General features: G+C 71.5%; 22 protein-coding genes. 10 read left to right on the top strand and 12 right to left on the bottom strand.

Annotation, left to right across the window (positions count from 1 at the left end):
• Positions 1–114 precede the first annotated feature (114 nt).
• Complete coding sequence (locus ACIBIW_RS10545; protein ID WP_399334214.1) at positions 115–1,044, top strand: LysR family transcriptional regulator; 930 nt, start codon at positions 115–117, stop codon at positions 1,042–1,044.
• 59 nt (positions 1,045–1,103) lie between these two features.
• On the opposite strand, the gene gdhA is transcribed toward ACIBIW_RS10545, so the two are convergent.
• Together gdhA and ACIBIW_RS10535 are read right to left on the bottom strand one after the other, a co-directional pair.
• Positions 1,104–2,441, bottom strand: coding sequence for an NADP-specific glutamate dehydrogenase (gdhA, locus tag ACIBIW_RS10540; RefSeq protein ID WP_399334212.1), 1,338 nt, complete (start codon positions 2,439–2,441; stop codon positions 1,104–1,106).
• A 233-nt stretch (positions 2,442–2,674) separates the two neighbouring features.
• Positions 2,675–3,205, bottom strand: coding sequence for a MarR family winged helix-turn-helix transcriptional regulator (locus ACIBIW_RS10535; RefSeq protein ID WP_399334210.1), 531 nt, complete (start codon positions 3,203–3,205; stop codon positions 2,675–2,677).
• A 192-nt stretch (positions 3,206–3,397) separates the two neighbouring features.
• Here ACIBIW_RS10535 and ACIBIW_RS10530 point away from each other — a divergent pair, with 192 nt between their 5' ends.
• Both ACIBIW_RS10530 and ACIBIW_RS10525 read left to right on the top strand, forming a co-directional pair.
• A complete protein-coding gene (locus ACIBIW_RS10530) occupies positions 3,398–3,982 on the top strand; it encodes a flavin reductase family protein (protein ID WP_399334208.1) in 585 nt (194 codons plus the stop codon).
• On the top strand, positions 3,979–5,448 hold the full coding sequence (locus tag ACIBIW_RS10525; protein ID WP_399334206.1) for a 4-hydroxyphenylacetate 3-hydroxylase family protein: 1,470 nt from the start codon (positions 3,979–3,981) through the stop codon (positions 5,446–5,448). The genes ACIBIW_RS10530 and ACIBIW_RS10525 overlap by 4 nt, the downstream gene beginning before the upstream one ends.
• 123 nt (positions 5,449–5,571) lie before the next feature.
• Here ACIBIW_RS10525 and ACIBIW_RS10520 read toward each other — a convergent pair whose 3' ends face one another.
• From ACIBIW_RS10520 to ACIBIW_RS10485, 8 genes are all read right to left on the bottom strand, one after another.
• Positions 5,572–5,916 carry a cupin domain-containing protein gene (locus tag ACIBIW_RS10520; protein WP_399334204.1) on the bottom strand — a complete coding sequence of 115 codons (345 nt, stop codon included), beginning with the start codon at positions 5,914–5,916 and terminating at the stop codon, positions 5,572–5,574.
• A gap of 69 nt (positions 5,917–5,985) precedes the next feature.
• Positions 5,986–6,663: a DUF2848 family protein gene (locus ACIBIW_RS10515; protein ID WP_399334202.1), complete on the bottom strand. Its 678-nt coding sequence runs from the start codon at positions 6,661–6,663 to the stop codon at positions 5,986–5,988.
• Complete coding sequence (locus ACIBIW_RS10510; protein WP_399334200.1) at positions 6,660–7,490, bottom strand: carbon-nitrogen family hydrolase; 831 nt, start codon at positions 7,488–7,490, stop codon at positions 6,660–6,662. The genes ACIBIW_RS10515 and ACIBIW_RS10510 overlap by 4 nt, the downstream gene beginning before the upstream one ends.
• Entirely contained in the window at positions 7,487–8,416 is a 930-nt protein-coding gene (locus ACIBIW_RS10505) for an ABC transporter substrate-binding protein (RefSeq protein WP_399334198.1), read from the bottom strand. Before ACIBIW_RS10505 ends, ACIBIW_RS10510 begins: the two co-directional genes overlap by 4 nt.
• A 10-nt stretch (positions 8,417–8,426) precedes the next feature.
• Positions 8,427–9,185: an isochorismatase family protein gene (locus ACIBIW_RS10500; RefSeq protein WP_399334196.1), complete on the bottom strand. Its 759-nt coding sequence runs from the start codon at positions 9,183–9,185 to the stop codon at positions 8,427–8,429.
• Complete coding sequence (locus ACIBIW_RS10495; RefSeq protein ID WP_399334195.1) at positions 9,182–9,805, bottom strand: UbiX family flavin prenyltransferase; 624 nt, start codon at positions 9,803–9,805, stop codon at positions 9,182–9,184. Before ACIBIW_RS10495 ends, ACIBIW_RS10500 begins: the two co-directional genes overlap by 4 nt.
• 16 nt (positions 9,806–9,821) lie before the next feature.
• Positions 9,822–11,276, bottom strand: coding sequence for a UbiD family decarboxylase (locus tag ACIBIW_RS10490; protein WP_399334193.1), 1,455 nt, complete (start codon positions 11,274–11,276; stop codon positions 9,822–9,824).
• Positions 11,277–11,344: 68 nt separating this feature from the next.
• Positions 11,345–12,892, bottom strand: coding sequence for a UbiD family decarboxylase (locus ACIBIW_RS10485; RefSeq protein ID WP_399334191.1), 1,548 nt, complete (start codon positions 12,890–12,892; stop codon positions 11,345–11,347).
• 238 nt (positions 12,893–13,130) lie between these two features.
• Here ACIBIW_RS10485 and ACIBIW_RS10480 point away from each other — a divergent pair, with 238 nt between their 5' ends.
• On the top strand, positions 13,131–14,480 hold the full coding sequence (locus ACIBIW_RS10480; RefSeq protein WP_399334189.1) for an MFS transporter: 1,350 nt from the start codon (positions 13,131–13,133) through the stop codon (positions 14,478–14,480).
• Between the two features lie 27 nt (positions 14,481–14,507).
• Here ACIBIW_RS10480 and ACIBIW_RS10475 read toward each other — a convergent pair whose 3' ends face one another.
• Positions 14,508–15,044, bottom strand: a complete 537-nt coding sequence (locus tag ACIBIW_RS10475; protein WP_399334846.1) for a MarR family winged helix-turn-helix transcriptional regulator — start codon at positions 15,042–15,044, stop codon at positions 14,508–14,510.
• A gap of 380 nt (positions 15,045–15,424) precedes the next feature.
• On the opposite strand from ACIBIW_RS10475, the gene ACIBIW_RS10470 reads away from it, so the two are divergent.
• From ACIBIW_RS10470 to ACIBIW_RS10450, 5 genes are all read left to right on the top strand, one after another.
• The gene (locus ACIBIW_RS10470) at positions 15,425–16,411 is read left to right on the top strand and encodes an ABC transporter substrate-binding protein (protein ID WP_399334187.1); all 987 of its coding nucleotides are present in this window, start codon (positions 15,425–15,427) and stop codon (positions 16,409–16,411) included.
• Positions 16,412–16,484: 73 nt separating this feature from the next.
• Complete coding sequence (locus ACIBIW_RS10465; protein ID WP_399334185.1) at positions 16,485–17,336, top strand: ABC transporter ATP-binding protein; 852 nt, start codon at positions 16,485–16,487, stop codon at positions 17,334–17,336.
• Between the two features lie 157 nt (positions 17,337–17,493).
• Entirely contained in the window at positions 17,494–18,258 is a 765-nt protein-coding gene (locus tag ACIBIW_RS10460) for an ABC transporter permease (RefSeq protein WP_399334183.1), read from the top strand.
• The gene (locus tag ACIBIW_RS10455; RefSeq protein ID WP_399334181.1) at positions 18,255–19,079 is read left to right on the top strand and encodes an ABC transporter permease; all 825 of its coding nucleotides are present in this window, start codon (positions 18,255–18,257) and stop codon (positions 19,077–19,079) included. Before ACIBIW_RS10460 ends, ACIBIW_RS10455 begins: the two co-directional genes overlap by 4 nt.
• Before the next feature lie 121 nt (positions 19,080–19,200).
• Positions 19,201–19,977, top strand: a complete 777-nt coding sequence (locus tag ACIBIW_RS10450) for an NYN domain-containing protein (RefSeq protein ID WP_399334179.1) — start codon at positions 19,201–19,203, stop codon at positions 19,975–19,977.
• Positions 19,978–19,984: 7 nt separating this feature from the next.
• Here the strand turns inward: ACIBIW_RS10450 and ACIBIW_RS10445 are convergent, their stop codons facing one another.
• On the bottom strand, positions 19,985–20,536 hold the full coding sequence (locus tag ACIBIW_RS10445; protein WP_399334177.1) for a TetR/AcrR family transcriptional regulator: 552 nt from the start codon (positions 20,534–20,536) through the stop codon (positions 19,985–19,987).
• Between the two features lie 147 nt (positions 20,537–20,683).
• Between ACIBIW_RS10445 and ACIBIW_RS10440 the strand changes: the two genes are divergently transcribed.
• Positions 20,684–21,736: an aldo/keto reductase gene (locus ACIBIW_RS10440; protein ID WP_399334175.1), complete on the top strand. Its 1,053-nt coding sequence runs from the start codon at positions 20,684–20,686 to the stop codon at positions 21,734–21,736.
• The last annotated feature ends 578 nt before the right edge of the window (positions 21,737–22,314 follow it).

The raw sequence follows: 22,314 nt of genomic DNA, 5'->3' as shown, positions 1-22,314 counted from the left end.
GCGCGGGGTGGCCGGGAGTAGTCTGCAATTGCTTGTGAGAGTGACAAGGAAAGCTTGTCACAGGGTGTGGCTGTCGGCAGCGGCGGCCGGAGAGTGGAGGCAGAGGACAGCGCCATGCTGAGCACGCACGTTCCCGAACTCGCCGATCTCCAGATGCTGGCCGCCGTCGCCCGCACCGGCAGCCTGCGGCTGGCCGCCGCCGAACTCGGCGTCTCCCAGCAGGCGCTGTCCCAGCGGGTGCGGGTGATGGAGGGGCGGGTGGGCATCCCGCTGCTGAGCCGGGGCCCGCGCGGCTCCCGGCTCACCCAGGGCGGCAGGCTGGTCGAACAGTGGGCGACCAGGGTCCTGGACGCGGCGGCGGAGCTGGACGCGGGCATCACCTCGCTGCGCACCGACCGCGCGGGCCATCTGAAGGTGGCCGCGAGCCTCACCGTGGCGGGCCATCTGCTGCCGCGGTGGATGGTCGCCCTGCGCGACCAGCAGCACCTCACCGGCCGCCCCGCGACCAATGTCGAGCTGACCGCCGCCAACAGCGTCGCGGTGGCCGACGCGGTGGCGGGCGGCAGCGCCGACGTCGGCTTCGTGGAGGGCCCCAGGGCGCCCCTCGGGCTGCGCTCGCGCACCGTCGCCAGCGACGAGCTGCTGGTCGTGGTCGCCGCGGGCCACCCCTGGGCCAGGCGTACGTCCCCGGTCACCGCGGCGCGGCTGGCCGCGACCCCGCTCGTCATGCGCGAGGAGGGCTCGGGCACCAGGGAGGCACTGGCCGCGGCCCTGCTCGACGCCGTGCCCGGCACCCCGCAGGCCGCCCCGGTGCTCGAACTCACCGGCACCGCCTCGGTCAAGTCCGCCATCCTCGCGGGCGCGGGGCCCGGCGCGCTCTCCTCGCTCGCGGTGGCCGACGACATCGCCCTCGGCAGGCTGCACGCGGTCCCGGTGACCGGTGTGGACCTGGTACGGGAGCTGCGGGCGGTCTGGGCGGGCGGCACCCAGCCGCCCCAGGGCCCGGTGCGCGACCTGATCACCCTGGCCTCACGCGGCCGGTGAACGCCCCACCGCCCGGCGGTGGGTACCCGGGCGGGCACCCACCGCGCCGGTCGGCCGGGTCAGATGAGCCCCTGCGAGAGCATCGCGTCCGCGACCAGCTCGAAGCCGGCGATGTTGGCGCCGGCGACGTAGTTGCCCGGGCTGCCGTAGCGCTCCGCTGTGGTGTAGCAGGAGTCGTGGATGTGGCGCATGATCGCCGCCAGCCGCTCCTCGGTGTGCTCGAACGTCCAGGAGTCGCGCGAGGCGTTCTGCTGCATCTCCAGGGCGCTGGTGGCCACACCGCCCGCGTTGGCCGCCTTGCCGGGCGCGAAGGCGACGCCCGCCTCCTGGAAGACGCGTACCGCCTCGGGCGTGGTGGGCATGTTGGCGCCCTCGGCGACCGCCTTCACACCGCCCCGCACCAGGGCCTGCGCGTCGGCCTCGTTCAGCTCGTTCTGGGTGGCGCAGGGCAGGGCCACGTCACAGGGGACGCCCCACAGGCCGGTGCCGGGGACGTAGGTGACGTGCTGGCCGCGGCGCGCCGCGTACTCGGAGATCCGGCCCCTGCCGACCTCCTTGATCTCCTTCAGCAGGGCGACGTCGACCCCCTTCTCGTCGACGATGTAGCCGTCTGAGTCGGAGCAGGTCACCACGGTCGCGCCGAGCTGCTGGGCCTTCTCGATCGCATAGATCGCGACGTTGCCGGAGCCGGAGACCGCGACCCGCTGCCCGTCCAGCATCTCGCTCCTGCGGTGGAGCATCTCGGCGGTGAAGAGCACACAGCCGTACCCGGTCGCCTCGGTGCGCGCCTGGGCGCCGCCCCAGCCCAGGCCCTTGCCGGTGAGGACCCCGGACTCGTAGCGGTTGGTGATCCGCTTGTACTGGCCGAACAGATAGCCGATCTCCCGGCCGCCGACGCCCACGTCACCCGCGGGGACGTCGGTGTACTCGCCGAGGTGGCGGTGCAGCTCGGTCATGAACGACTGGCAGAACCGCATGATCTCGGCGTCCGAGCGGCCCTTCGGGTCGAAGTCGGCACCGCCCTTGCCGCCGCCGATCGGCATCCCGGTGAGGGCGTTCTTGAAGATCTGCTCGAAGCCGAGGAACTTCACTATGCCGAGGTTCACCGAGGGGTGGAAGCGCAGGCCGCCCTTGTACGGTCCCAGCACGCTGCTGAACTCGACGCGGAAGCCGCGGTTGACATGGATGTCGCCCGCGTCGTCGGACCACGGCACCCGGAAGATGAGCTGGCGCTCGGGCTCACAGATCCGCTCGATGATGCGGGCGTCCAGGAACTCGGGTCGCTGCTCCAGTACCGGATCGAGGGTCTCCAGCACCTCCCGTACCGCCTGGTGGAACTCGTTCTCCCCCTGGTTGCGGCGGAGGATCTCCGCGTACAGCGGCTCGATGACGCGCATGTGGGCCGTACCTTCCGTGAGTCGGGATCGCGTGCGGAGGCGCCCCCGTCCCAGGGGCGCCAGCGGTCCCCCTCCCCGTTGAGGGCGTCGCCCGGACATCGCACGCTCCGCGGCTCACGAAAGCGACGTACAGAACCGTCGTGGCCGGTCCATTGTCCCCGTGACGTCTGCACAGCGTAAGACCGCCTGATGCCGGTGTGACTGAAGTGACCTCCCGCGGGTCGCGGCGGCGCTCAGCCGTCGGTCTGCGCGCGAATGGCACCGGCGACCGGGCCGCGGGGGTCGAGGCCCACGTAGAAGGCGAAGACCGAGAGGGCCATGCGCCGCTCGTCCGCGCCGAGCTGGTGGTGGAGGAGGGCGGCGTGGCGGTGCACGTCGTCGTCGATGTCGGAGAGCTTGTCGACGCCGTCCCCCGTGGCGGTCACGATGGTGACCCGCCGGTCGGTCCGCGAGGGGGTGCGGGTGACGAGGCCGGTCTCCTCCAGGCGCCGCACCAGGCGTGAGGCGAAGGCCGCGGCGATGTCGAGGCGCCCGGCGAGGCGGCTGACGGTGACGCCCCCCTCTGCCCCGTAGATCTGGAGCAGGGCCTGGTGGCTCAGGGGTTCGAGGCCGTGCTCCTTGGCGCGGTCCTCGGTGATGCGCAGCACACGGCGCATGACGTAGCGGGCCTCCGCGACACCGCGCACATACGGCTGGAACTCGCGCACCCGGCGCCCCTCGCCGAGGTCGGCCCATTCCAGATAGGCGCGCATGCCGTCGCTCATCGGTGCACCCCACTCTCCGTCGATGCCCTCTACGGCATCGCGCACAAAAGTAACACACTTGAAACAAACACTTTTCTCCCGTACTGGAGTACCTCACTTCGGCGTTCCTGCCCATCGGAAACCGACATTTCATCTACTCAAGTACTTGACCTAAGTACTCCATTGCCGTTCACTGAGGACGAGGAGGTTTTCATGAGTCTTCAACCTGCCGCCACGGACGCCGACGGCTTCCGGGCCGCCCTCGGCTCCTTCGCCGCCGGTGTCAACGTGATCACGCTCAACGACGCCGACGGCAGCCCGCAGGGGATGACCGCCACGGCGTTCTCGTCGGTCTCCACCGACCCGTTGCTCGTCCTGATCTGTGTCAACCGCGCCAACCGCACCTATGAACGCATCGCGGAGACCGGCAGGTTCGGGGTCAACATCCTGGGCGCGGCGGCTCGCGAGATCTCGGACCACTGCGCACGCCCCGGCTCGGACAAGACCCTGGCTGGCGAGTGGCTTGTCGACCGCCCCGAGTGGCACGCGCCCGCCCTCGCGAAGGCTCTCGCCTTCCTCGACTGCGAGACCGAGAAGGACGTGGAGGCCGGCACCCACGCCGTGCTGATCGCCCGCGTCCGCAGCATCGGGATCGCCGGCGACGACCGCCCGGGCCGCGCCCCCCTGATCCACTTCCGCGGCGCCTACCGAGAACTCGGCGGCGCCGCGTCCCCCGCGTCCCGTCCGCAGGCCGCGGACCGGACAAGTCCGCCGTCCGTCGTGAAGGAGTACGCGTGACCCGCTCAGGCAAGGGATACATCGAGGGGCTGCGCGACGGCCGCCGAGTCTTCATCAACGGCGAGTTCGTCGACGACGTCACCACCCACCCCGCCTTCCGCGGCGCGGTGCGCTCCATCGCCGGCCTCTACGACCACGCGAACGACCCGGCCAACGGCGACGTGATGACGTATCCGTCCCCCACCACGAGCGAGCGGGTGAACAAGTCCTTCCTCATCCCCCGCGGCGAGGACGACCTGCGCGCCCGCCGCACCGCGCTGCGCGCGCAGGCCGAACTCACCTTCGGCCTGATGGGGCGAGGCCCCGAGCACGTCGCGGGCTTCCTCGCCGGCTGGGCGGCACGCCCCGACGTCTTCGCCGAGGGCGGCCAGCGGTACGCGGACAACATGGTGCGCTTCTACGAGCACGTCCGCGACAACGACCTCTACTGCTCGTACGCCATCGTGCCGCCGCAGATCGACCGCTCCAAGCCCGCACACCAGCAGGCCGACCCGCACCTGTACGCGGGCGTCAAGGAGGAGCGCGAGGACGGCGTCGTCCTGGCCGGGGCGCAGATGCTCGGCACCGGCGCCGCCCTCTCCGACTACCTGATACTGAGCTGCATCGTGCCGCTGCGCCCCGGCGACGAGGACCAGGCCGTCAACGTGGCGATCCCGATCGGCGCCGAGGGCCTGAAGATCTACTCCCGGCGCGGCTACGCGGAGGCCGCCACCAGCTTCTACGACTACCCCCTCGCCTCCCGATTCGACGAGACCGACGCCCTCATCGTCCTCGACGACGTCTTCGTCCCCTGGGAGCACGTCTTCGTCTTCCGCAACCTGGACATCGCCCGGGACCAGTGGAGCCGCACCCCGGCCCATCTGCTCGGCAACAACCAGGCCCAGACCCGCTTCTCCGTCAAGCTCGACCTGATCGCCGGCATGGCCATGCGGGTCGCGGAGATGAACGGCACGGCCGGCTTCCCGCCCGTCCGCGGCACCCTCGGCGAGATCGCGGCCCACGCCGCCATGGTGTCCGGGCTCGTCGCCGCCCAGGAGCAGAACTGCACCGTCGACGAGTACGGCATCGCCTGGCCGGGCAGGGCGGAGGCGTACGCGGTGATGACCCTCCAGTCGGAGTTCTACCCCAGGCTCCTCAACACCGTACGCGACCTGTGCGGCGGCGGCGTCATCCAACTGCCCTCCGCCGCCGCCGACTACGCCGACCCGGAGGCGCGCGCCGACCTGGAGCGGTATGTGCAGTCGCCCGGCTTCCCGAGCGAGGAGCGCGTCAAGCTGTTGAAGCTGGTGTGGGACATGGTCGGCTCCGAGTTCGCCAGCCGGCACCAGCAGTACGAGATGTTCTACGCGGGCGCCCCCTTCCTTGTGCGCACCCGCATGAGCGAGATGTACGACTTCGACCGCGCCACGGACCTGGTCGACAGGGCCCTGGCGGGCTACGGCCTTGAGGGCTCCCGCACCGACTGACCGCCGCTGCCGCCCTGCCTCCTCCCCGGCCGGCCACGACAGACCCGGGCACGACAAAAGGGGTGGGGAACCCGGCCGGGTTCCCCACCCCTCGTCTGCGTCGCACGCTCCCGGCCCTGGCCCTCAGGCCCGGTAGCGGACCTCGAAGGTCGTCACACCCTCCTCGGTGGTCCAGGGGCCGTGCTCCATGCCCGGCGGGCGGCAGGCGAAGTCGCCCGCGGAGAAGGTCTGTCCGAGCCGGGTGTCGGTGAAGGAGCCCGCGACGATGTAGACCTCCTCCCAGAAGTCGTGCACCTGCACACCGTTGGGCGTGGTGTCGGTGCCCGGCGGCATGTGCAGGACGCGGGTGGCGACGCCCGACGCGGGGTCGCGTGCCAGCACCCGCTCGACCAGGCTCTCGACCGCGCCCTCGCAGCGGGTGAACTCGACGGACTCGGCGGGGAAGAACTCGTACTCGGGCTTGGCCACGGCACGGCTCCTTTCGGGAGGGGGCGTACATGGGGGAGGGGCGGAAGGGCGGAGGCGCGGGGGGCCTGGTCAGACCGCGACGCGCGTCCTGACCGTGTAGGCGTGGCGGATCTCGGCGCCGTCCGGCAGCCTCAGCGCCAGCCGCCAGGAGGTGCCCGCGACGAAGGTGCCGTCGAGCAGCGGGAGCGTCCCGCAGAGCATCACCACGCTACGGCCCGCGTGCACCGCGGCGTCGCGCAGGGCGAGTACCTCGGTGGGGACGCGGAGCGCTTCGAGGGTGCCGCGCTGGTAGACGGCGCCGTCCACCACGCACTCCGCGCCCACCGCGTCCCAGTCGAAGTCCGCGCCGCCCCGGGGGAGTTCGACGACCTGCGCGGAGACCGGCTTCGGGCACACCTCCTTGGACCTGGCGACGCTCTCGCGCTCCAGGTCGCGGTCGGTGTGGTCGGAGGCGACCCCGAGGAAGAGGCGCCCGCCGTGCCGCACGAGCAGGGGCTCCACCTCGCCCGAGGTGTAGCCGCCCGCCACGGCGATCTCCGGGTCCTGGACGGCGAGTTCGGGACCCATCGGGTAGAACGCGGGCACCGAGTCGGGCTCGGGGACCCCGATCGCCGCCAGCTCCTCGATATGCGCGCGCACCGAGACCTCGTCGCGTCCTGTGTAGCCGGCGACCACCAGGTCGAAGTCGTCGAGGCGCAGTTCCTCACCTGTGCCGGCGACCGTGAACGTCAGTGTCGTGGCGGTCATACGGGGCTCCTCGTGGAATCGGGGGTGTCGGCGCGCAGCGGCGCGTAGGACGGCAGCCGGTCGCCGAGCACCGGGAACTCCGCACGCACGCTCGGCACGACCTCGGGGTCCACGTCGCAGTACGTGATGCCCTCGCTTTGGCCCGCCTCGGCGCGTACGTCGCCCCACGGGTCCACCACCCGGCTGTGGCCGCCGAGTTCGACGCCGTCCTGGACGCCGACCGCGTTGCAGGCGATCAGCAGCACCTGCTCCTCGACCGCGCGCGCGGAGGTGAACAGCCGCCAGTGGGCGAGGCGCGCGGCGGGCCAGGCGGCCGGCACGATCACCACCCGGGCGCCCAGGTCGACAAGACCGCGCCAGAGTTCGGGGAAGCGCAGGTCGTAGCAGGTGGTCGCGGCCACCGTGCCGAACGGGGTCGGGGCGGTGGAGATCCGGTCGCCGGGCCGCAGCAGCCGGGCCTCCTTCGACCGGTAGCCGAAGACGTGCACCTTGCTGTACCTGTGCACGACCCCGCCGTCCGGGCCGAGGAGCACCGCGGTGTTGCGCAGCCCCCCGTCCGCGAGGCGTTCCACATGGCTGCCTGCGTGCAGATGGATGCCCAACTCGCTTGCCAGCGCGCCGAACTGACGTACCGTGACGCCGTCGGCGGGCTCCGCCTCCGCCTCGTAGGAGTCGAAGGCGAAGTAGCCCGCGGCCCACAGCTCGGGCAGTACGACGAGGTCGCCCCCGCCGCGTGCCGCCTCGCGGACCAGCGACTCGGCGCGCGCCCGGCGGTTTGCGGAGGGCTCGTCGGCCGGGCTGGCGATCTGGATCAGCGCGATCCTCACGCCGCGCCCCTCTGCCAGACGGCGCGCGCCGCATCGGGCACCACCGCCGCCAGGTCCGTCACACCCTCGGCCAGGCCCGCCCAGCGGGCGAACCCGGCGAGGCCCGCCAGCGCCTCGGCGTCCAGTCCTGGCCGGTAGTAGGGCAGGTCCCGCTCGATGAGCCCGGCGATCAACTCGGCCTCCATGACCGGGAAGAGGGCGCGCCCGACGGCCGTGGCGCGCCCGGTGTCCTCGCGCAGCGCCCGCTGGGCCCGCACGATGGCCCGGGTGGCGGCAGCGGCGGCCTCCGGCCGCTCCTCGGCCAGCCGCCGGGAGGTCATGAGGGCGGGGAAGGTGAACAGGGCCGGGCCGCCGCCGTCGCGGCGCGCGTCGACGACGACCTTGCCGACCCCCTCGCGCACGGCCACCTCGGTGCCCATGCCGTTGGCCCAGAACGCGTCGATACCGCCCTGCGCCAGCGCCCGCGCGGCGGTGACACCGAAGGAGACGTCGCCTGCGGCGCCGGGCACGGGCGCGATCTCGATGCCCGCTGCCTCCGGTGCGACCCCGGCGGCCGCGAGCAGCCCCCGAAGGCCGAGGTCGGGTCCGGGCGCCGCGCCGATACGGAGCCCCTTCAGCAGGTCGAGCCGGTCCCTGGTGGGGAGCGGGTCGAGGTCGGCGCGCACCACGAGGAACCAGTACATGTTGCGGGCGAGCGCCGCCAGCAGCCTGGTCTCCCGCCACCCGGGATCGACATGGAACGGCGCGTGGGCCGCCCCGGCGAGGAAGTCGAGTTCCCCGTCGCGCAGCGCGGCTGCCGCGTCCGTCACGGGGAACCGCAACTCCAGGTCCACGTCGAGGCCCTCGTCGCGGAAGTAGCCGAGTTCCGCGGCCGCCACCGCGGGGAAGTACGAGTTGGACACGAGGTCGGGCACTGCCAGGCGCATAGCGGGCTCCCTACTTGAGCGTCGTGAGGTGGCCGACCGTCTCGTCGGTGTCGATGACGTCGCCGTACTTCATGTCGATGTCGAGGAGGCCGGCCCAGTGCGGGGTCCCGACCCGGTCGAAGCAGGCGTCGCGGACGACGGTGACCTTGAAGTTGTGGGAGAAGCCGTCGACGGAACTCGCGTACACACAGCCGCTCGTGGTGCCGCCGCACACGATCAGGGAGTCGACGCCGCGCGCCACGAGGTGGTCGAGCAGATTGGTGCCGTGGAAGATGCTCGGCTTGCCCTTCGCCAGCACCAGGTCGCCAGGGGCGGGGCGCAGTTCGTCGACGACGTCGTTGTCCCTGCGGGGGGTATCCCCGCGGGGCCCGTCGCCAGCCGCGGGGCTGTCCTCCGTGCCGCGCGCGTTCTTCGCGCCCCACAGCCCTGGCTCGTACGCGGGGCTGTCCGGGTCGATCATGGTGCTGTACACCACGGGCACCCCCGCCGCGCGCGCCGCGTCGACGAGCCGGACCATGGCGTCGACGGCCTCCCAGGCCCACTCGCCGCAGGAGCGGCGGTTCCTGCTGATGGCGTCGAGCACCGGCATCGGGGTGGCGCCGCAGAAGCTGTAGGTGACGTCGACGACCAGCAGGGCGGGCCGCTCGCCGAAGCCCATGCGGGCGCCGTAACCGGCGGCGGCGAGGACGTCGAGTTCGGCGGCGGGGAAGTGCGCGCCCCACTTGTCGGAGAGTGCTCTGGCGTGCTCCGCGGTCGTCGTGGCGGTCATATGAGGTGGTCCTTCCGCTCGGTGTCGGTGTCGGCGCGGGTGTCGGCGTGCGTGGGCCCGGCGGGGCCCTCCCCCCAGCGCCGGAAGCCGGGGAACGTCAGGCCGAGCTGGTCGAGGACGCGCGCCACGATGTGGTCGACGATCTCGTCGACGGTCTTGGGCCGGTGGTAGAAGGCGGGCATGGGCGGGACGAGCCGTACGCCCATGCGGGCCAGGGCGAGCATGTTGTCCAGGTGGATCTCGCTGAGCGGTGTCTCGCGGGGGACGAGGACCAGGGGGCGCCGCTCCTTGAGGACGACGTCGGCGGCCCGCCCGATGAGGCCGTCGCTGTAACCGGCCCTGATGCCCGCGAGCGTCTTCATGCTGCACGGCGCGACGACCATCCCGTCGGTGAGGAACGAGCCGCTGGAGACGGGCGCGGCCTGGTCGCGGGGGCCGTGCACCCGGGCGGCGAGCGCGCGGACGTCGGCGATGCTCCAGTCGGTCTCCGTCTCGATGGTGACCCGGGCCCACTGGCTGAGGATCAGATGGGTCTCGACGCCGAGTTCGGCCAGGACCTGGAGGAGGCGGATGCCGAGGGGGGCGCCGGTGGCGCCGGTCACGCCGACGATCAGCCGCATGGGGCGCCCCCGCCGTTCATCGGGCGCCGCCCAGCTCTTTTGGCCAGCGGCGCAGCATCTCGTCGAGCAGGCCGCGGTCGGCCTCGGCGACCGGGGGGAAGCTGTCGAGGCGGGACCAGGGCCGGCAGGCGTCGATGACGGCGCGGGTGTTGAACGGCGGCGCACCGGCCTCCTTGAGCGGGTCGACGCGGCTGCCCCAGGTCTGGCGCAGCGTCTCGATGTCCTGCGCGGGGTCGGTGCGGGTGCACATCGCCCAGACGACCTCGTCGAGGCTGCGGGGGTCGACATCGGCGTCGACGACGACCACGAACTTGTTCATGTAGGCGGCGGCGGGCAGGTGCGCCGCGAGGTGGCCCGCCTGCCGGGCGTGGCCCGGGTACTGCTGGTGGACGGCGACGGCGATGAGCTGGCGCCCGCCGCCCGACTCGTGGGCCCAGACGGCTTCGAGCCCGGGCAGCCCTGTGCCGACGAGCGCGTCGTGGATCATGGCCGACTTCATGACGCTGCGCATGTACGAGTAGTCGTGCGGGGGCTTTCCGGGCGGCGCGCCGAGCAGGATGGGGTCGTCGCGGAAGTACATGCGCTCGATGTCCATGGCGAGGACCTCGGTCTGGCCGCCGCTGTAGTAGCCGGTCCACTCCCCGAACGGGCCCTCAAGCTCCCGCTTGTCGGGGTACAGCCAGCCCTCGACGCAGATCTCGGCGGTGGCGGGCACGGGCAGCCCCGTGAGGTCCCCGGGGATGACGTCGACCGGCTCCCCGAGCACCGCGCCCACGTACTCCAACTCGGAGACGGTGCCCGGGACTTCGGTGCCCGAGGCGATGAGGAGCAGCGGGTCGCTGCCGAGGGTGGCGGTGAGGGGCGCGCGGCCCTCGCGCGCGAACCACTTGCGGACGTGGGCGGCGCCGTGCTTGCCGGCCTCCATGTTGACGGTGGCGGTGCGGCCGCCGTGGTGGACCTGCATACGGTAGGCGCCGGCGTTGAGCTGCCCGGTCTCGGGGTCGGTGGTGAACACCGCGCAGCCGGTGCCGGCGTAGCGGCCGCCGTCGCCCTCGTGCCAGCGCGGGACGGGCAGGTCGAGGAGGCTGGCCTCGGGCGCGCTGCGGACGTTCTGGAGGACGGGCCCGTCGGAGACCTCGCGCACCGGGTAGCGGTGTGCGTCGGCGGCCCACTGCCCCGGGCGGCTGCGCAGCGCCTGGACCAGGGAGCGGTCGGTCATGTCGGTGCCCAGGCGCAGGGTCATCCCGAGCAGCCGTGCGTTGCTCGTGGAGGACGTGAGGACACGCAGCCCGGGACGGTAGCCGACGATGTCGTCGAAGAGGAGCGCAGGGGGCGCGGGGCGCTGGTAGTTGACGGTGCCTGCGGCGCCGATCTCCTTGTCCCAGTGGGCGCCGTGCAGCGTCCTGACGTCGTTCAGCCTGTGCGCCGTGTCGAGCCAGGCGCGCAGGTCGAACGGGGGGTGTGCGGGCATGACGGGTGCCACCGTCCCTTTCACTTGGTGTGCGGGCAGAGGGCGTCTGCGGCGCAGGACCTCGCGCCCTACTCCGGCCGTTCGCCCCGGACCGCGGCGTCGGCGTTGCGGCGGTCCTCGTCGCTCCACGCGCCCAGCTCGTAGCCGTGCCAGGGCTCGGCGAGCCGCAGCTCGGGCAGCCCGAGTTCGTCCCACAGGGCGCGGGCGTGCTCCATGTGAGCGCGCGCGGGCAGCGAGGTCGGGGGGTACGGGGTCTTGCGGGTGGCGTCGATGAGCAGGGCCGACGAGGAGGCTTCCGAGCCGTCCGTGGTGGCGGAGGGGTCGAGGCGGGGGAGCTTGCCCGGCAGGACGGTGACATCGCGTGCGGGCTGCATACGGAAGCTCATGGCCCACACCACGGCGTCCATGTCGTCGGGGTCGATGTCGTCGTCGACGGCGACGATGGTCTTGCCCATGGACGCCTCGTACCCGGAGGCGGCGTAGAGGGCCTGGCGCGCCTGGCCCGCGGTGGGGTCGCTGAGCTGGACGACGAAGAACATGTTGCAGGTGCCGCTCTCGTGGGTGACGACGCGGCGCACAGCGCCGATGTTGCAGGACTGCCTGAGGAAGCGCAGGTAGACGTTCTCGAAGGCGATCTTCCGCATCAGCGTGGACTCGCTGGGCGGGAACTCGCTGATGAACGCCTGGACGACCGGCCTGGTGCGGTGGGTGACGGCCGTGACCCGCAGCACCGGCGACATGGTGCGCGCCCCCATATACCCGGACGCCTCGCCGAAGGGGCCCTCGGACTCCAGGTGCCCGGGGTCGATCTCGCCCTCGATGACGATCTCGGCGTGGGCGGGCACCGTGAGGTCGACGCTCTCGCACGGGACGACGTCGAGCGGCCGGCCCATGAGGCCCCCGGCGACGGCGTACTCGCTGACGCCGTACGGGATCTTCTGGACGCTGGCGAAGCCGACGGCGGGGACGGCGCCGATGACGACCGCCGCCTGGAGCTTGCGCCCCGCGCGGCGGGCCTTCGCGAGGTGGATGGCGATGTGCTGGGTGGGCGTGTCCATCTGGAGCCCGATGCGGTCGGGGCCCTTGACCATGCCGCGGTAGGTCCCGACGTTGTACGTGCCGTCCTCGGGGTCCCTGGTGATCCAGTACGGGGCGGTGAGGAACGGCGCGGGGTCGAAGCCGGGGGTGGAGACGGGGTGCGGGAACGCCTCGACACCGCCGGAGTCGAGGAGGTCCTGGCCGGTCAGGACGTTCTCCTTGCAGGGGCCCGTGTCGACGAGCACCGGCTCGACGGGGTGGTCGAGGGCGGCGGCCCAGCGCGCGCCCACCTCGTCGGGCTTCGCGCCGAGGGCGGCGGCGTACACGTCCCGTGACGCGGCGAAGCCGCCGATGAGGACGGAGCCCTCGTAGCTGCGGCCGTGGGCGTCGGTGACGTGCGTGAAGTGGAAGGCGCGGCGCCGGCTCTCCGGCAGCCCGCGGAACTGGAGCCGTACCAGGGGAACGAGTTCGGAGTTCTTGTCGATGGGTTTGTCGACGCGGCAGAGCAGGCCCTCGGTGTCGAGCGTGTGCAGGTAGTCGCGGAGGTCTCGGTACGGGTAGGCGCCTGCGTCGGCCACGTGTGGGCTCCTCGTCGAACGGGCCGGTCGTCGGCCTGTGGAAGCGGGCTGTGGGTCGGTGGCGGTGGACCGGTCCGCTGAGCGATCCGTTGACAGCGTGGTTCTGGCCACTTAGCCTCACCCCACTAATTCAAGTTGTCAAGTCAGGTACTTGGGTACTTGACATGGTTGAGCGGGATGTGGCGATGACGCCTTCCCCGACAGTCGTATGTGCCCGGCGTCTGCCCTGGAGTTGCGCATGGAAGCAACAACCTTCGATCAGGCCGTCTCCCATGTACCGATACCGCGACGTGTGTACGCGATCGCGGCCATCGCGGGTGTGGCCGTCATTTTCGACGGCTTTGACCTGCAAGCTCTGTCCTACACCCTGCCGAAGCTGGTTGCCGAGTGGCACATCTCCTCCGTGGAGGCGGGGCTGCTCGCCTCGTATACGTTCGGCGGGCTCTTCGCCGGTGCCGTCGGCCTCGGCGCGGTGGGCGACCGCCTTGGCCGCAAACGCATGCTGGTCATCGGCATCGTGGTCTTCGCCCTCTTCATGGGGTCGGCCGGGTTCGCCCGCAGCTACGAGCAGTTCGTGGTCCTGCGGTTCTGCGCCGCGCTCGGCATGGGCGGTGTGCTGCCAGGCGCGATCACGATGATGAGCGAGTACACACCCGCCAAGTTCCGCGGCCGGATCGTCGCCATCGGCGGTGGGTGCTTCACCCTCGGGTTCACGGTGGCCGCGGTGCTTGCCATGGTCATCGTGCCGCACCACGGGTGGCGGCCCATGTTCCACCTGTCCTACCTGGCGCTCGCGGTGGCCGCGCTGGTGGCGTGGTTCATCCCGGAGACCCCGCAGTACCTGGCCTCCAAGGGCCGTTACGACGAGGCGTTCGCCACCGTGCGCAGGGTGTTTCCCGCCGCCGCCGTGCCCGGGGCGGTGTCACCGGATGTTTACTTCAGCGTCGAGGACGAGAGCGCGGGCCGGGCGGCCTTCCGCACCCTGTGGGCACCGCGGTACCTGCGCTCGACGGTGCTCGTCACCCTGCTGTACCTGTTCCTTCAGTTCGTGGTGTACGCGCTGGACTTCTGGATGGTCAGCCTGCTGGTCAAGCACGGTATGTCGCTGGTCGGCAGCTACTCGTACGCGATCGAGCAGGCGCTCGCGGCGACGGTGGGCGGGTTGGCCATCGGCTGGGTACTGGACCGGGTGGACAAGCGGCTCGCGCTCGCGGTCGCGTTCGCGGCGGGCGGTGTGTGCCTGGTCCTGTTCGGTTTCACCGACGCGGTGTGGGCGCTGTACCTGCTCAACGCGCTGGCGGGCGCCCTGATCATCGGCGGTCAGAACGTGGTGCACACCCTGGTGATGGGCACCTACTCCACCGAGATGCGGGCGACGGGGCTCGGCTGGGCGCTCGGTGTGGGGCGCCTCGGCGGCATCCTGGGCCCGCTGGTCGGCGGCTACCTGCTGGAACTCGACCTGCCGTACCCGGTGTACTTCATCGTGTTCGCGGTGCCCGCGCTGCTGAGCTGCGGGACGACGCTGGCGCTGCGGGCGGCACAGGTGCGCCAGGTGCGCGCCGAGAAGCTGCCGCAACTGGCCTCCTGAACCGGCCCCGTGCCCCGGGGCGCCGCGTCAGTCGCCCATCGCCGAGCGGATCTCGCGGGCCACCGGCGCCTCGGGGCTCAGGCCCACGTAGAACGCGAAGATCGACAGCGCCATCAGCTTCTCCTCGTCGCCCAGCTCCTGCTGGAGGAAGGCGACGTAGCGGTGCACGGAGTCGTCGATGGCGGCGAGCCTGTCCGCCCCTTCGGGGGTGGCGCTGACGATGATGGCGCGCTTGTCGGTGGCGCTCGGGCTGCGCACGACCAGGTCCTTCTCCTCCAGGCGGCGCACCACCCGGGAGGCGAGGGCGGCGGCGATGTCCAGGCGTGCGGCCAGCGCGCCGACGGTGATGCCCTGGCCGTCGCCCGTGCCGTAGACCTGGAGCAGGGCCTGGTGGACGAGCGGGTCGAGGCCGTGCTCCTTGGCGCGGTCCTCGACGATGCGCAGCACGCGGCGCATGACGTAGCGGGCCTCGGCGATGTTGCGCACGTAGGACTGGAACTCGCGCTTGCGCCTGCCCTCTCCGAGGTCGGCCCAGTCCAGGTAGGCGCGCATCCCGTCGGTCATCGACACCAGGTCCCTCCTGCGGTGGTCGGCCGGTTGCTCAAGCTATCGGAAAGGCAGACCCATGTCACACACTCAGGTGCGCTCGCAAGGTGCCGCCCGGGGCGGTCCCCTCCGTGTCGAACTCGTACCGGGCATGTTTTGCTTCGGAGAATTACTTGACTCCAGTACCTCATTAAAGTTCCATACCGGTCAGAGAGTGTTCCCCCGGTCTTCAGCCGCCAGGGCGTGGCCCGGGCCGTGTCCGGTGGATCTTCGCGGGCCCGCGACGCCCGGCACCCCACCTTGCCGCGCCGAGCGGACGGCCCCGCAGTCTGCCACCCGTCACAGGTCACGCACTGCCGTACCCGCCATTTCCCCTCAGCCACTGAAATGAGCCTCGCATGAAGAACCACCCCATCGGTCATCGCAGAACGACCGCGCAGGTCATGGGCGGGACGGCGCTTGTCCTCCTCGCCGCGTTCTCCCTCGCAGGCTGCGGCTCGTCCGACTCGTCGTCCGGCAGCGGGAAGACGGGGAAGGTGAAGCTGGCGGCCAGCCCGAACGCCTCCGCACTGGCCATCGCGATCGCCGACAAGAAGGGCATCTTCGAGAAGAACGGCCTCGACGTGTCGATCAACAAGATCGACAACCAGCAGCTCATGCCCGCCGCGATCGCGTCGAACCAATACAACTTCTCCAACATCACACCGCCGCTGTTCCTCAACGCGGTGCTGCAACATCTGCCGGTCGTCGCGGCCGCGGGCGGCAACATGGAGAACAAGGACGACCCGCAGTTCGGCCTCATGGTGCCCGAGAAGAGCCCCGTCAAGTCGCTGGGCGACCTGGGCGGCCGCAAGGTCGCCACCCCGACCGTCGGCGGCAACCTGTCGCAGTGCCTCCAGTGGCACATCAACCAGAAGGGCCTGAAGCCCGCCCACCTGGTCGCCGTCCCGTTCACCAACATGAAGAGCCAGTTGAGCGCGGGACAGGTGGACGCCGCCCTGCTCCAGACCCCGCAGACCGCCGCGATGACCAAGTCCGGCTACCGCATGATCGAGGACCCCTGCCTCTCGATCGGCACCCCGCAGCAGACTTCCTTCCAGATGGCCAACTCCCAGTGGGCCAAGCAGAACCCGAACGCCGTGAAGGCGATGCAGAAGTCGCTGGAGGAGGCCGCCGCCTGGGCCGGGAAGAACCCCGACGAGACGCTGAAGATCCTGTCGGACTGGACGGGGCAGCCCGCCGCCGACGTCGCCGCCTTCGAGATGCCGCAGGTCGTCGGAGTCCCGCCCACCGCGGACGACCTGGGCAACTGGTCGGAGGCGCTGACCACCCTCGGGGCCATGAAGTCGAAGCCCGATCTGTCCGACGCGATCTTCAAGGGCTGAGCCCCCGCGCGCAGCGGCCGCACACCGCACCGCGACCCGGATCGCGCGCTCTACGTCAGAGGAGAGAACAGCGATGAGCACATCCACCACCGGCTGGCTCAGCAGGGGAGGGGCGCCGACGGCAGCGGCGAAGGGCGGCGGGGCGGGCGGCTTCGTCTGCGAGAACGTGTCGCTGAGCTTCCCCACGGGCACCGGGCACACCAGGCTCGTCCTCGGCCCGCTCGACCTGTCGATAGCGCCGGGGCAGTTCGTCTCGCTGATCGGCGGCTCGGGCGTCGGCAAGACCAGCCTGCTGCGCGTCCTCGGCGGCCTGCACAGGCCGGACCCGACGTCCCATGTCAGCTACGGCGGCCAGGGCGTCTCGGGACCCCCGGCCGGGGTGGTGACCGTCTTCCAGGACTACGCGTCCTCGCTGCTGCCCTGGCGCACCGCGCAGCAGAACATCGAACTCGGCATCGAGCAGACCTGCGACAAGAAGGAGCGCCGCGAACGCGCCCGCGAGGCACTGGAGATGATCGGCCTCACCCGGTACGCCTCCTCCTACCCGTGGCAGCTCTCCGGCGGCCAGCAGCAGCGCGTGCAGATCGCCCGCGCCGTCGTCACCCGGCCCACCGCCCTCATGATGGACGAGCCCTTCGGCGCCCTCGACGCCATGACCAAGGCGTCCCTCCAGGACAGCCTCCTGAGGATTCACGCCGAGACGCGGACGACCGTCGTGTTCGTCACCCACGATATCGACGAGGCCGTCTACCTCGGCGACCGCGTGATCATGCTCGCCGGCTCGCCCGGCGCCGTCGCGGTCGACGCCGAGATCACCCTGCCCCGCCCACGCCACCAGGTCACCACCAAGGAGGCCCCCGAGTACCTGCGCATCCGCCACCTCCTCTACAGCGCCCTGCGGGAGAGCCATGAGAACGCCAGCTAGGTCGTGTCTTCAAAAGCCCGTCTGGTCGGGGCGGCCCGGCACGCACGCTCGCCGCGTTGTCGTCGGTCGCCGACGCGCCGCGTCGACTCCCTCCTCCGCCTTGCGATCGCACGCACCGGACCACCCCGCCCCCGCCCTCCAGGCGGACGACGCTCTTTTGAAGACACTCCCTAGGGCGGCGCTCGGCGTCGGTGCGATCGTCGCCGTGCTCGGCATCCTCCAGGGCCTCGCGAGCCTCGGCGTCTCCCGGCTGAAGTACCTCCCCGAGCCCACCGAGGTGTTCGCGGCGGGCGGCGGCCTCGTCGGCACCGGCGAGTTCTGGAACGCGGTCGGACACACCGCCTGGGTGTCCCTGCTCGGATGGCTGATCGGCTCCGCCGTCGCCGTCGTCGTCGGCACCGCCGTCGGCCTGTCGCGCCACGCGCAGATCTGGTCGATGTCGACCCTCGACATCTTCCGCGCCATCCCCGTGGTCGCCGTCCTGCCCGTCATGGTGCTGGTGCTCGGCCTCACCACCAGGATGGAGATGTACCTCGTCGTCTACGCCTGCCTCTGGCCCGTGCTGCTCAACACCGTCGCCGGGGTCTCCGGTGTGAACAGGGCGCTCCACGACGTCGGCAGGACACTCCACCTCGGGCGTCCCGCGACCCTGTTCAAGATCGTGCTGCCAGGTTCGACGGCACAGATCGCGGTGGGTGTGAACCTGAGCCTCGGCATCTCCCTCGTCGTCTCCGTCATCGCCGAGATCATCGCCACACCGGCCGGCGTCGGCCACGAGGTGACCATGGCCCAGTCGGCGCTCGACCCACCGCGGATGTTCGCCTACATCGCGGTCAGCGGCCTGCTCGGCATCCTCTTCTCCTACGGACTGCACCTGCTCTACGGCCGCGTCAGGCCGGGAATCCTGGAGGCGAGGCGATGACCACGCAGACACTGGCCCGCACACCGCCGAAGCCCTCCGCGGCCCGCAGGACGGGCCGCGGCGCCCTCGCCGTCCTCAGACCGCTGCGCGGCCTCGCGCCCCTCGCGGTGCTGCTCCTGCTGTGGCAGCTCCTCGGGAACAGGAACTCCCCCTACTTCCCGGTGCCTTCGCAGTGGGCGTCCGCCCTCGTCCACGACGCCGAGTCGGGGGTGCTCGGCGACGCGGTCGTGCTCACCGTGGTGTCGTTCCTCGTCGCCCTCGTCCTGGCCGTCGTCATCGGCGGCGTCATCGGGGTGGCCGTCGGCTCCTCGCAGCGCGCCGACGCGGCGTTCAACCCGCTCATCCAGTTCCTGCGCGCCATCCCGGCGGCGGCGATCGTCCCCGCCGCCACCCTGCTGCTCGGCACCGGCGACGCCACCGCCGTCGCCATCGTCGTCTTCACCAGCGTGTGGCCCGTCATCATCGCCACCCGCAGCGCCGTACACGCGCTCAACCCGCTGCTGCTCGACGTCAGCGCCACCCTGCACCTGTCGCGCGGCGCCCGCCTGCGCAAGCTGCTGCTGCCGTCCCTCATCTCGCCCGTCCTGCTCGGCGCGCGCGTCACCGCGCCGATCGCCCTGCTCATCACCCTGCTCGTCGAACTGCTCACCGGCACCACCGGCATCGGCGGACTCCTGGCCACCGCACAGCAGCAGTTCCTCAGCGCGACGGCGTACGGCTACGTCGTCATCGCCGCGGTGCTCTCCCTGCTGGTCAACGCGGGCCTGCACGGCATCGACGCCTGGGCGAAACGCTACGCACCCCGCACCACCGACCACTGACCGCGCCGCCCCGGAACCCGGCACCGTCAGGACGCGGTGTGCGGGGGCCCGGCGCGGGCCGCACCGTGCCACGTCCTGGCGCGCTCCCCTTCCCGGGGGCGGCTGCGCTACGGTCGACTTCGTGGACAGAGCCGAGGAGAGCACCGCGAAACTGGCGCTGCTGATCGACGCCGACAACGCCAAGCCCACCGCCGTCGAGGAGTTGCTCGCGGAGGTCGCCAAGTACGGGACGGCGCACGTCAAACGCGCCTACGGGGACTGGACCGGCACCCAGTTGAAGGGCTGGAAGGACCAACTGCTCACCCAGTCGATCCAGCCGATCCAGCAGTTCGCCTACACCACGGGCAAGAACGCCACCGACTCCGCCATGGTCATCGACGCCATGGACCTCCTGTACTCGGGCAGGTTCGACGGGTTCTGCATCGTGTCGAGCGACAGCGACTTCACCCGCCTCGCCGCCCGTATCCGCGAATCCGGCCTGACCGTGTACGGGTTCGGCGAGCGCAAGACCCCGAAGCCGTTCGTCGCGGCGTGCGACAAGTTCATCTACACCGAGAACCTCAGCAGCGCCACGGCCCCCGCCGAGGCGAAGCCCGCCGAGCGCGCCACGGCCGCCCGGCTGAAGGGTGACACCGCCCTGGTCAACCTGCTGCGCCACGCCGTGGAGGCGGCCTCGGACGACGACGGCTGGGCCCATCTCGCCAACGTCGGCCACATCATCACCAAGCAGCGCTCCGACTTCGACTCCCGCACCTACGGCTACACCAAGCTCAGCGACCTCCTCACCGCCACCACCCTGTTCGAGATGGCCCGCCGTGCCCCAGGCGACGGGAAGACGGCCGTCATCTACGCCCGCGACAAGCGCCGCTCGGGCGAGGGCCACAAGCAGACGACCTGAGGCGGCGCTACGGGCGGAAGCCGGTGATGGCGAGTTCCAGCAGGCGGTCGGCCTGGGCGACGCCCTCGGGGGTCTCGGGGGTGCGCCACAGGCAGCTCAGCAGCAGCACGACGTCGACGGGGTCGATTCCGGGGCGTACCTCCCCGGCCGCCTCGCACGCCTGGAGGAGCCGGGCGACGGCGGCGGTGACCGGGGGCCACGCGGCGCTGACGGCCTCCTGCGCGGCGGCCGAGTGGAGCGCCTCGCCCAGGCCGTGCTTGATACGCCCCGAGGTGGCGAGGGTGGTGAACCAGAGCCGCAGCGCGTCCAGCGGGGGATGGGCGGCGAGCAGGTCGGGCACGGAGGCGACAAGGCGCTCCATGTAGTGCCTGTGGACCTCAAGGAGCAGCGTCTCGCGGGTGGGGAAGTGCCGGTAGAGCGTGCCGGCCCCGACACCGGCGCGTTTGGCGATGGAGTTGAGCGAGGCGTCGGGGGACTCGGCGAGCGCGTCATGGGCGGCCTGGAGGATCGTCTCCCGGTTCTTCAGCGCGTCGGAGCGCTGCGCCGCTGCGTCGGGCATGGGGGCCTCCTGGGGTGCGGTCCTGGCATGCGGTCCGGTGTGCGGCCGAGGGCTGCGATTGCCATCCGGAGAGTTCTCCGTTAGCGTCGGCGATGTCAGGCGGAGAATTCTCCGTTTACTGTCGCCTCCCATTGTAGGAGCTTTCCCGTGCGCTACATCAAGCTCGGCCGCACCGGCCTCGACGTCTCGCCGCTCGCCGTCGGCGCCATGACCTACGGCGAGCCCGACCGCGGCCACCCCGTCTGGTCCCTCGACGAGGAGGCCAGCCGCCCCCTGATCCGGCACGCCCTTGAGGCCGGCATCAACTTCTTCGACACCGCCAACATGTACTCCTACGGTTCGAGCGAGGAGATCCTCGGCCGCGCCCTCAAGGACTACGCACACCGCGACGACGTCGTCATCACCACCAAGGTGCGCCACAGCATGCGCCCCGACAGCCCCAACGGCGGCGGGCTGTCCCGCAAGGCGGTCATGGCCGAGATCGACAACAGCCTGCGCAGGCTCGGCACCGACCACGTCGACATCTACATGATCCACCGCCTCGACGTCGACACACCGCTTGAGGAGACCCTGGAGGCCCTGCACGACGTGGTGAAGTCCGGCAAGGCCCGCTACCTCGGCGCCTCCTCCATGCACGCCTGGCAGTTCGCCAAGGCGCTCCACCTCCAGGAGCGAAACGGCTGGGCCCGCTTCGTGACCATGCAGGACCACTACAACCTGCTCGCCCGTGAGGAGGAGCGCGAGATGCTGCCGCTCTGCGCGGACGAGGGCGTCGCCACCATGGTGTGGAGCCCGCTGGCCAGGGGCCGCCTCGCCCGTCCCGTGGGCCAGGAGGGCGGCACCGAGCGCGCCGCCACCGACGCCGCCTACGCGGACCTGCTCTACACCGAGGCCAACGCCGACAGCGACCGGCAGATCCTCGACGAGGTGGGTGCGGTCGCCGACGCCCACGGCGCCACCCGCGCCCAGGTCGCGCTCGCGTGGCTGCGCCGCAACCCCGTCGTCGCGGCCCCCGTCGTCGGCGCCCGCTCGATCCAGCAGATCGACGACGCGGTGGCCTCCCTCGACCTCGACCTCGACGACGAGGAGGCCCGCCGCCTCGAAGCCCCCTACACCCCGCGCCACGACTTCCAGGGCATCTCCGACCCCCGCGCGATCGAGCGCATCAAGGCACTCATCCCCGGCTACGCCCGCCACTGACCGGCCGTCACCCCGCGCCCCGAAGTCCCGTACGGCGCCGCCCAGGGTCTTCCGCTCGGATCAGGGTGGGCCAGGGGGACCAGGGAGCGATGGGGGTGCCCCCAGGGGCCCGTGATCCGCCGGGTGGTCATGACGTCGTCGGGCAGCACCGTGGAGGCGTCAGGCCCGGGGCCGTACGACGAGACCCGGTGGCGGGACCCGGACGCGCCGGGCACCACCGCCTACGTACGCTCCAAGATCCTCGCCGGGCGCGCGGCCTGGCACGGGGCCGACGCCCGGGGCGACAGGGACCGCCTCGTGGCCCTCGCGCCGTCGGCCATGGTCGGCCCCGTCCTGGCGACGGGCCCCTCGTACTCGATGCGCACCGTCTCCCGACTGCTCGACGACAGCATGCCGGGGCTGCCCCACCTCGGCTTCCCCCTCGTCGACGTGCGGGGACGTGGCGGACCTGCACATCGCGACGATGACAGAACCCGCCGCCGCGGGCCGCCGCTTCGTCGCCGACGCCGGGTTCCGCTGGATGAGCGAGATCGCGGCCCTGCTGCGGCAGCGGCTCGGCCCGGCGGCCGCGAAGGTGC

Source organism: Streptomyces sp. NPDC050560, assembly GCF_044457285.1.
In the GTDB taxonomy this organism is placed as follows: Bacteria; Actinomycetota; Actinomycetes; order Streptomycetales; family Streptomycetaceae; genus Streptomyces.
Note: the sequence above shows the minus strand (reverse complement) of the source record. Positions and strands in the feature narration are given on the sequence as shown.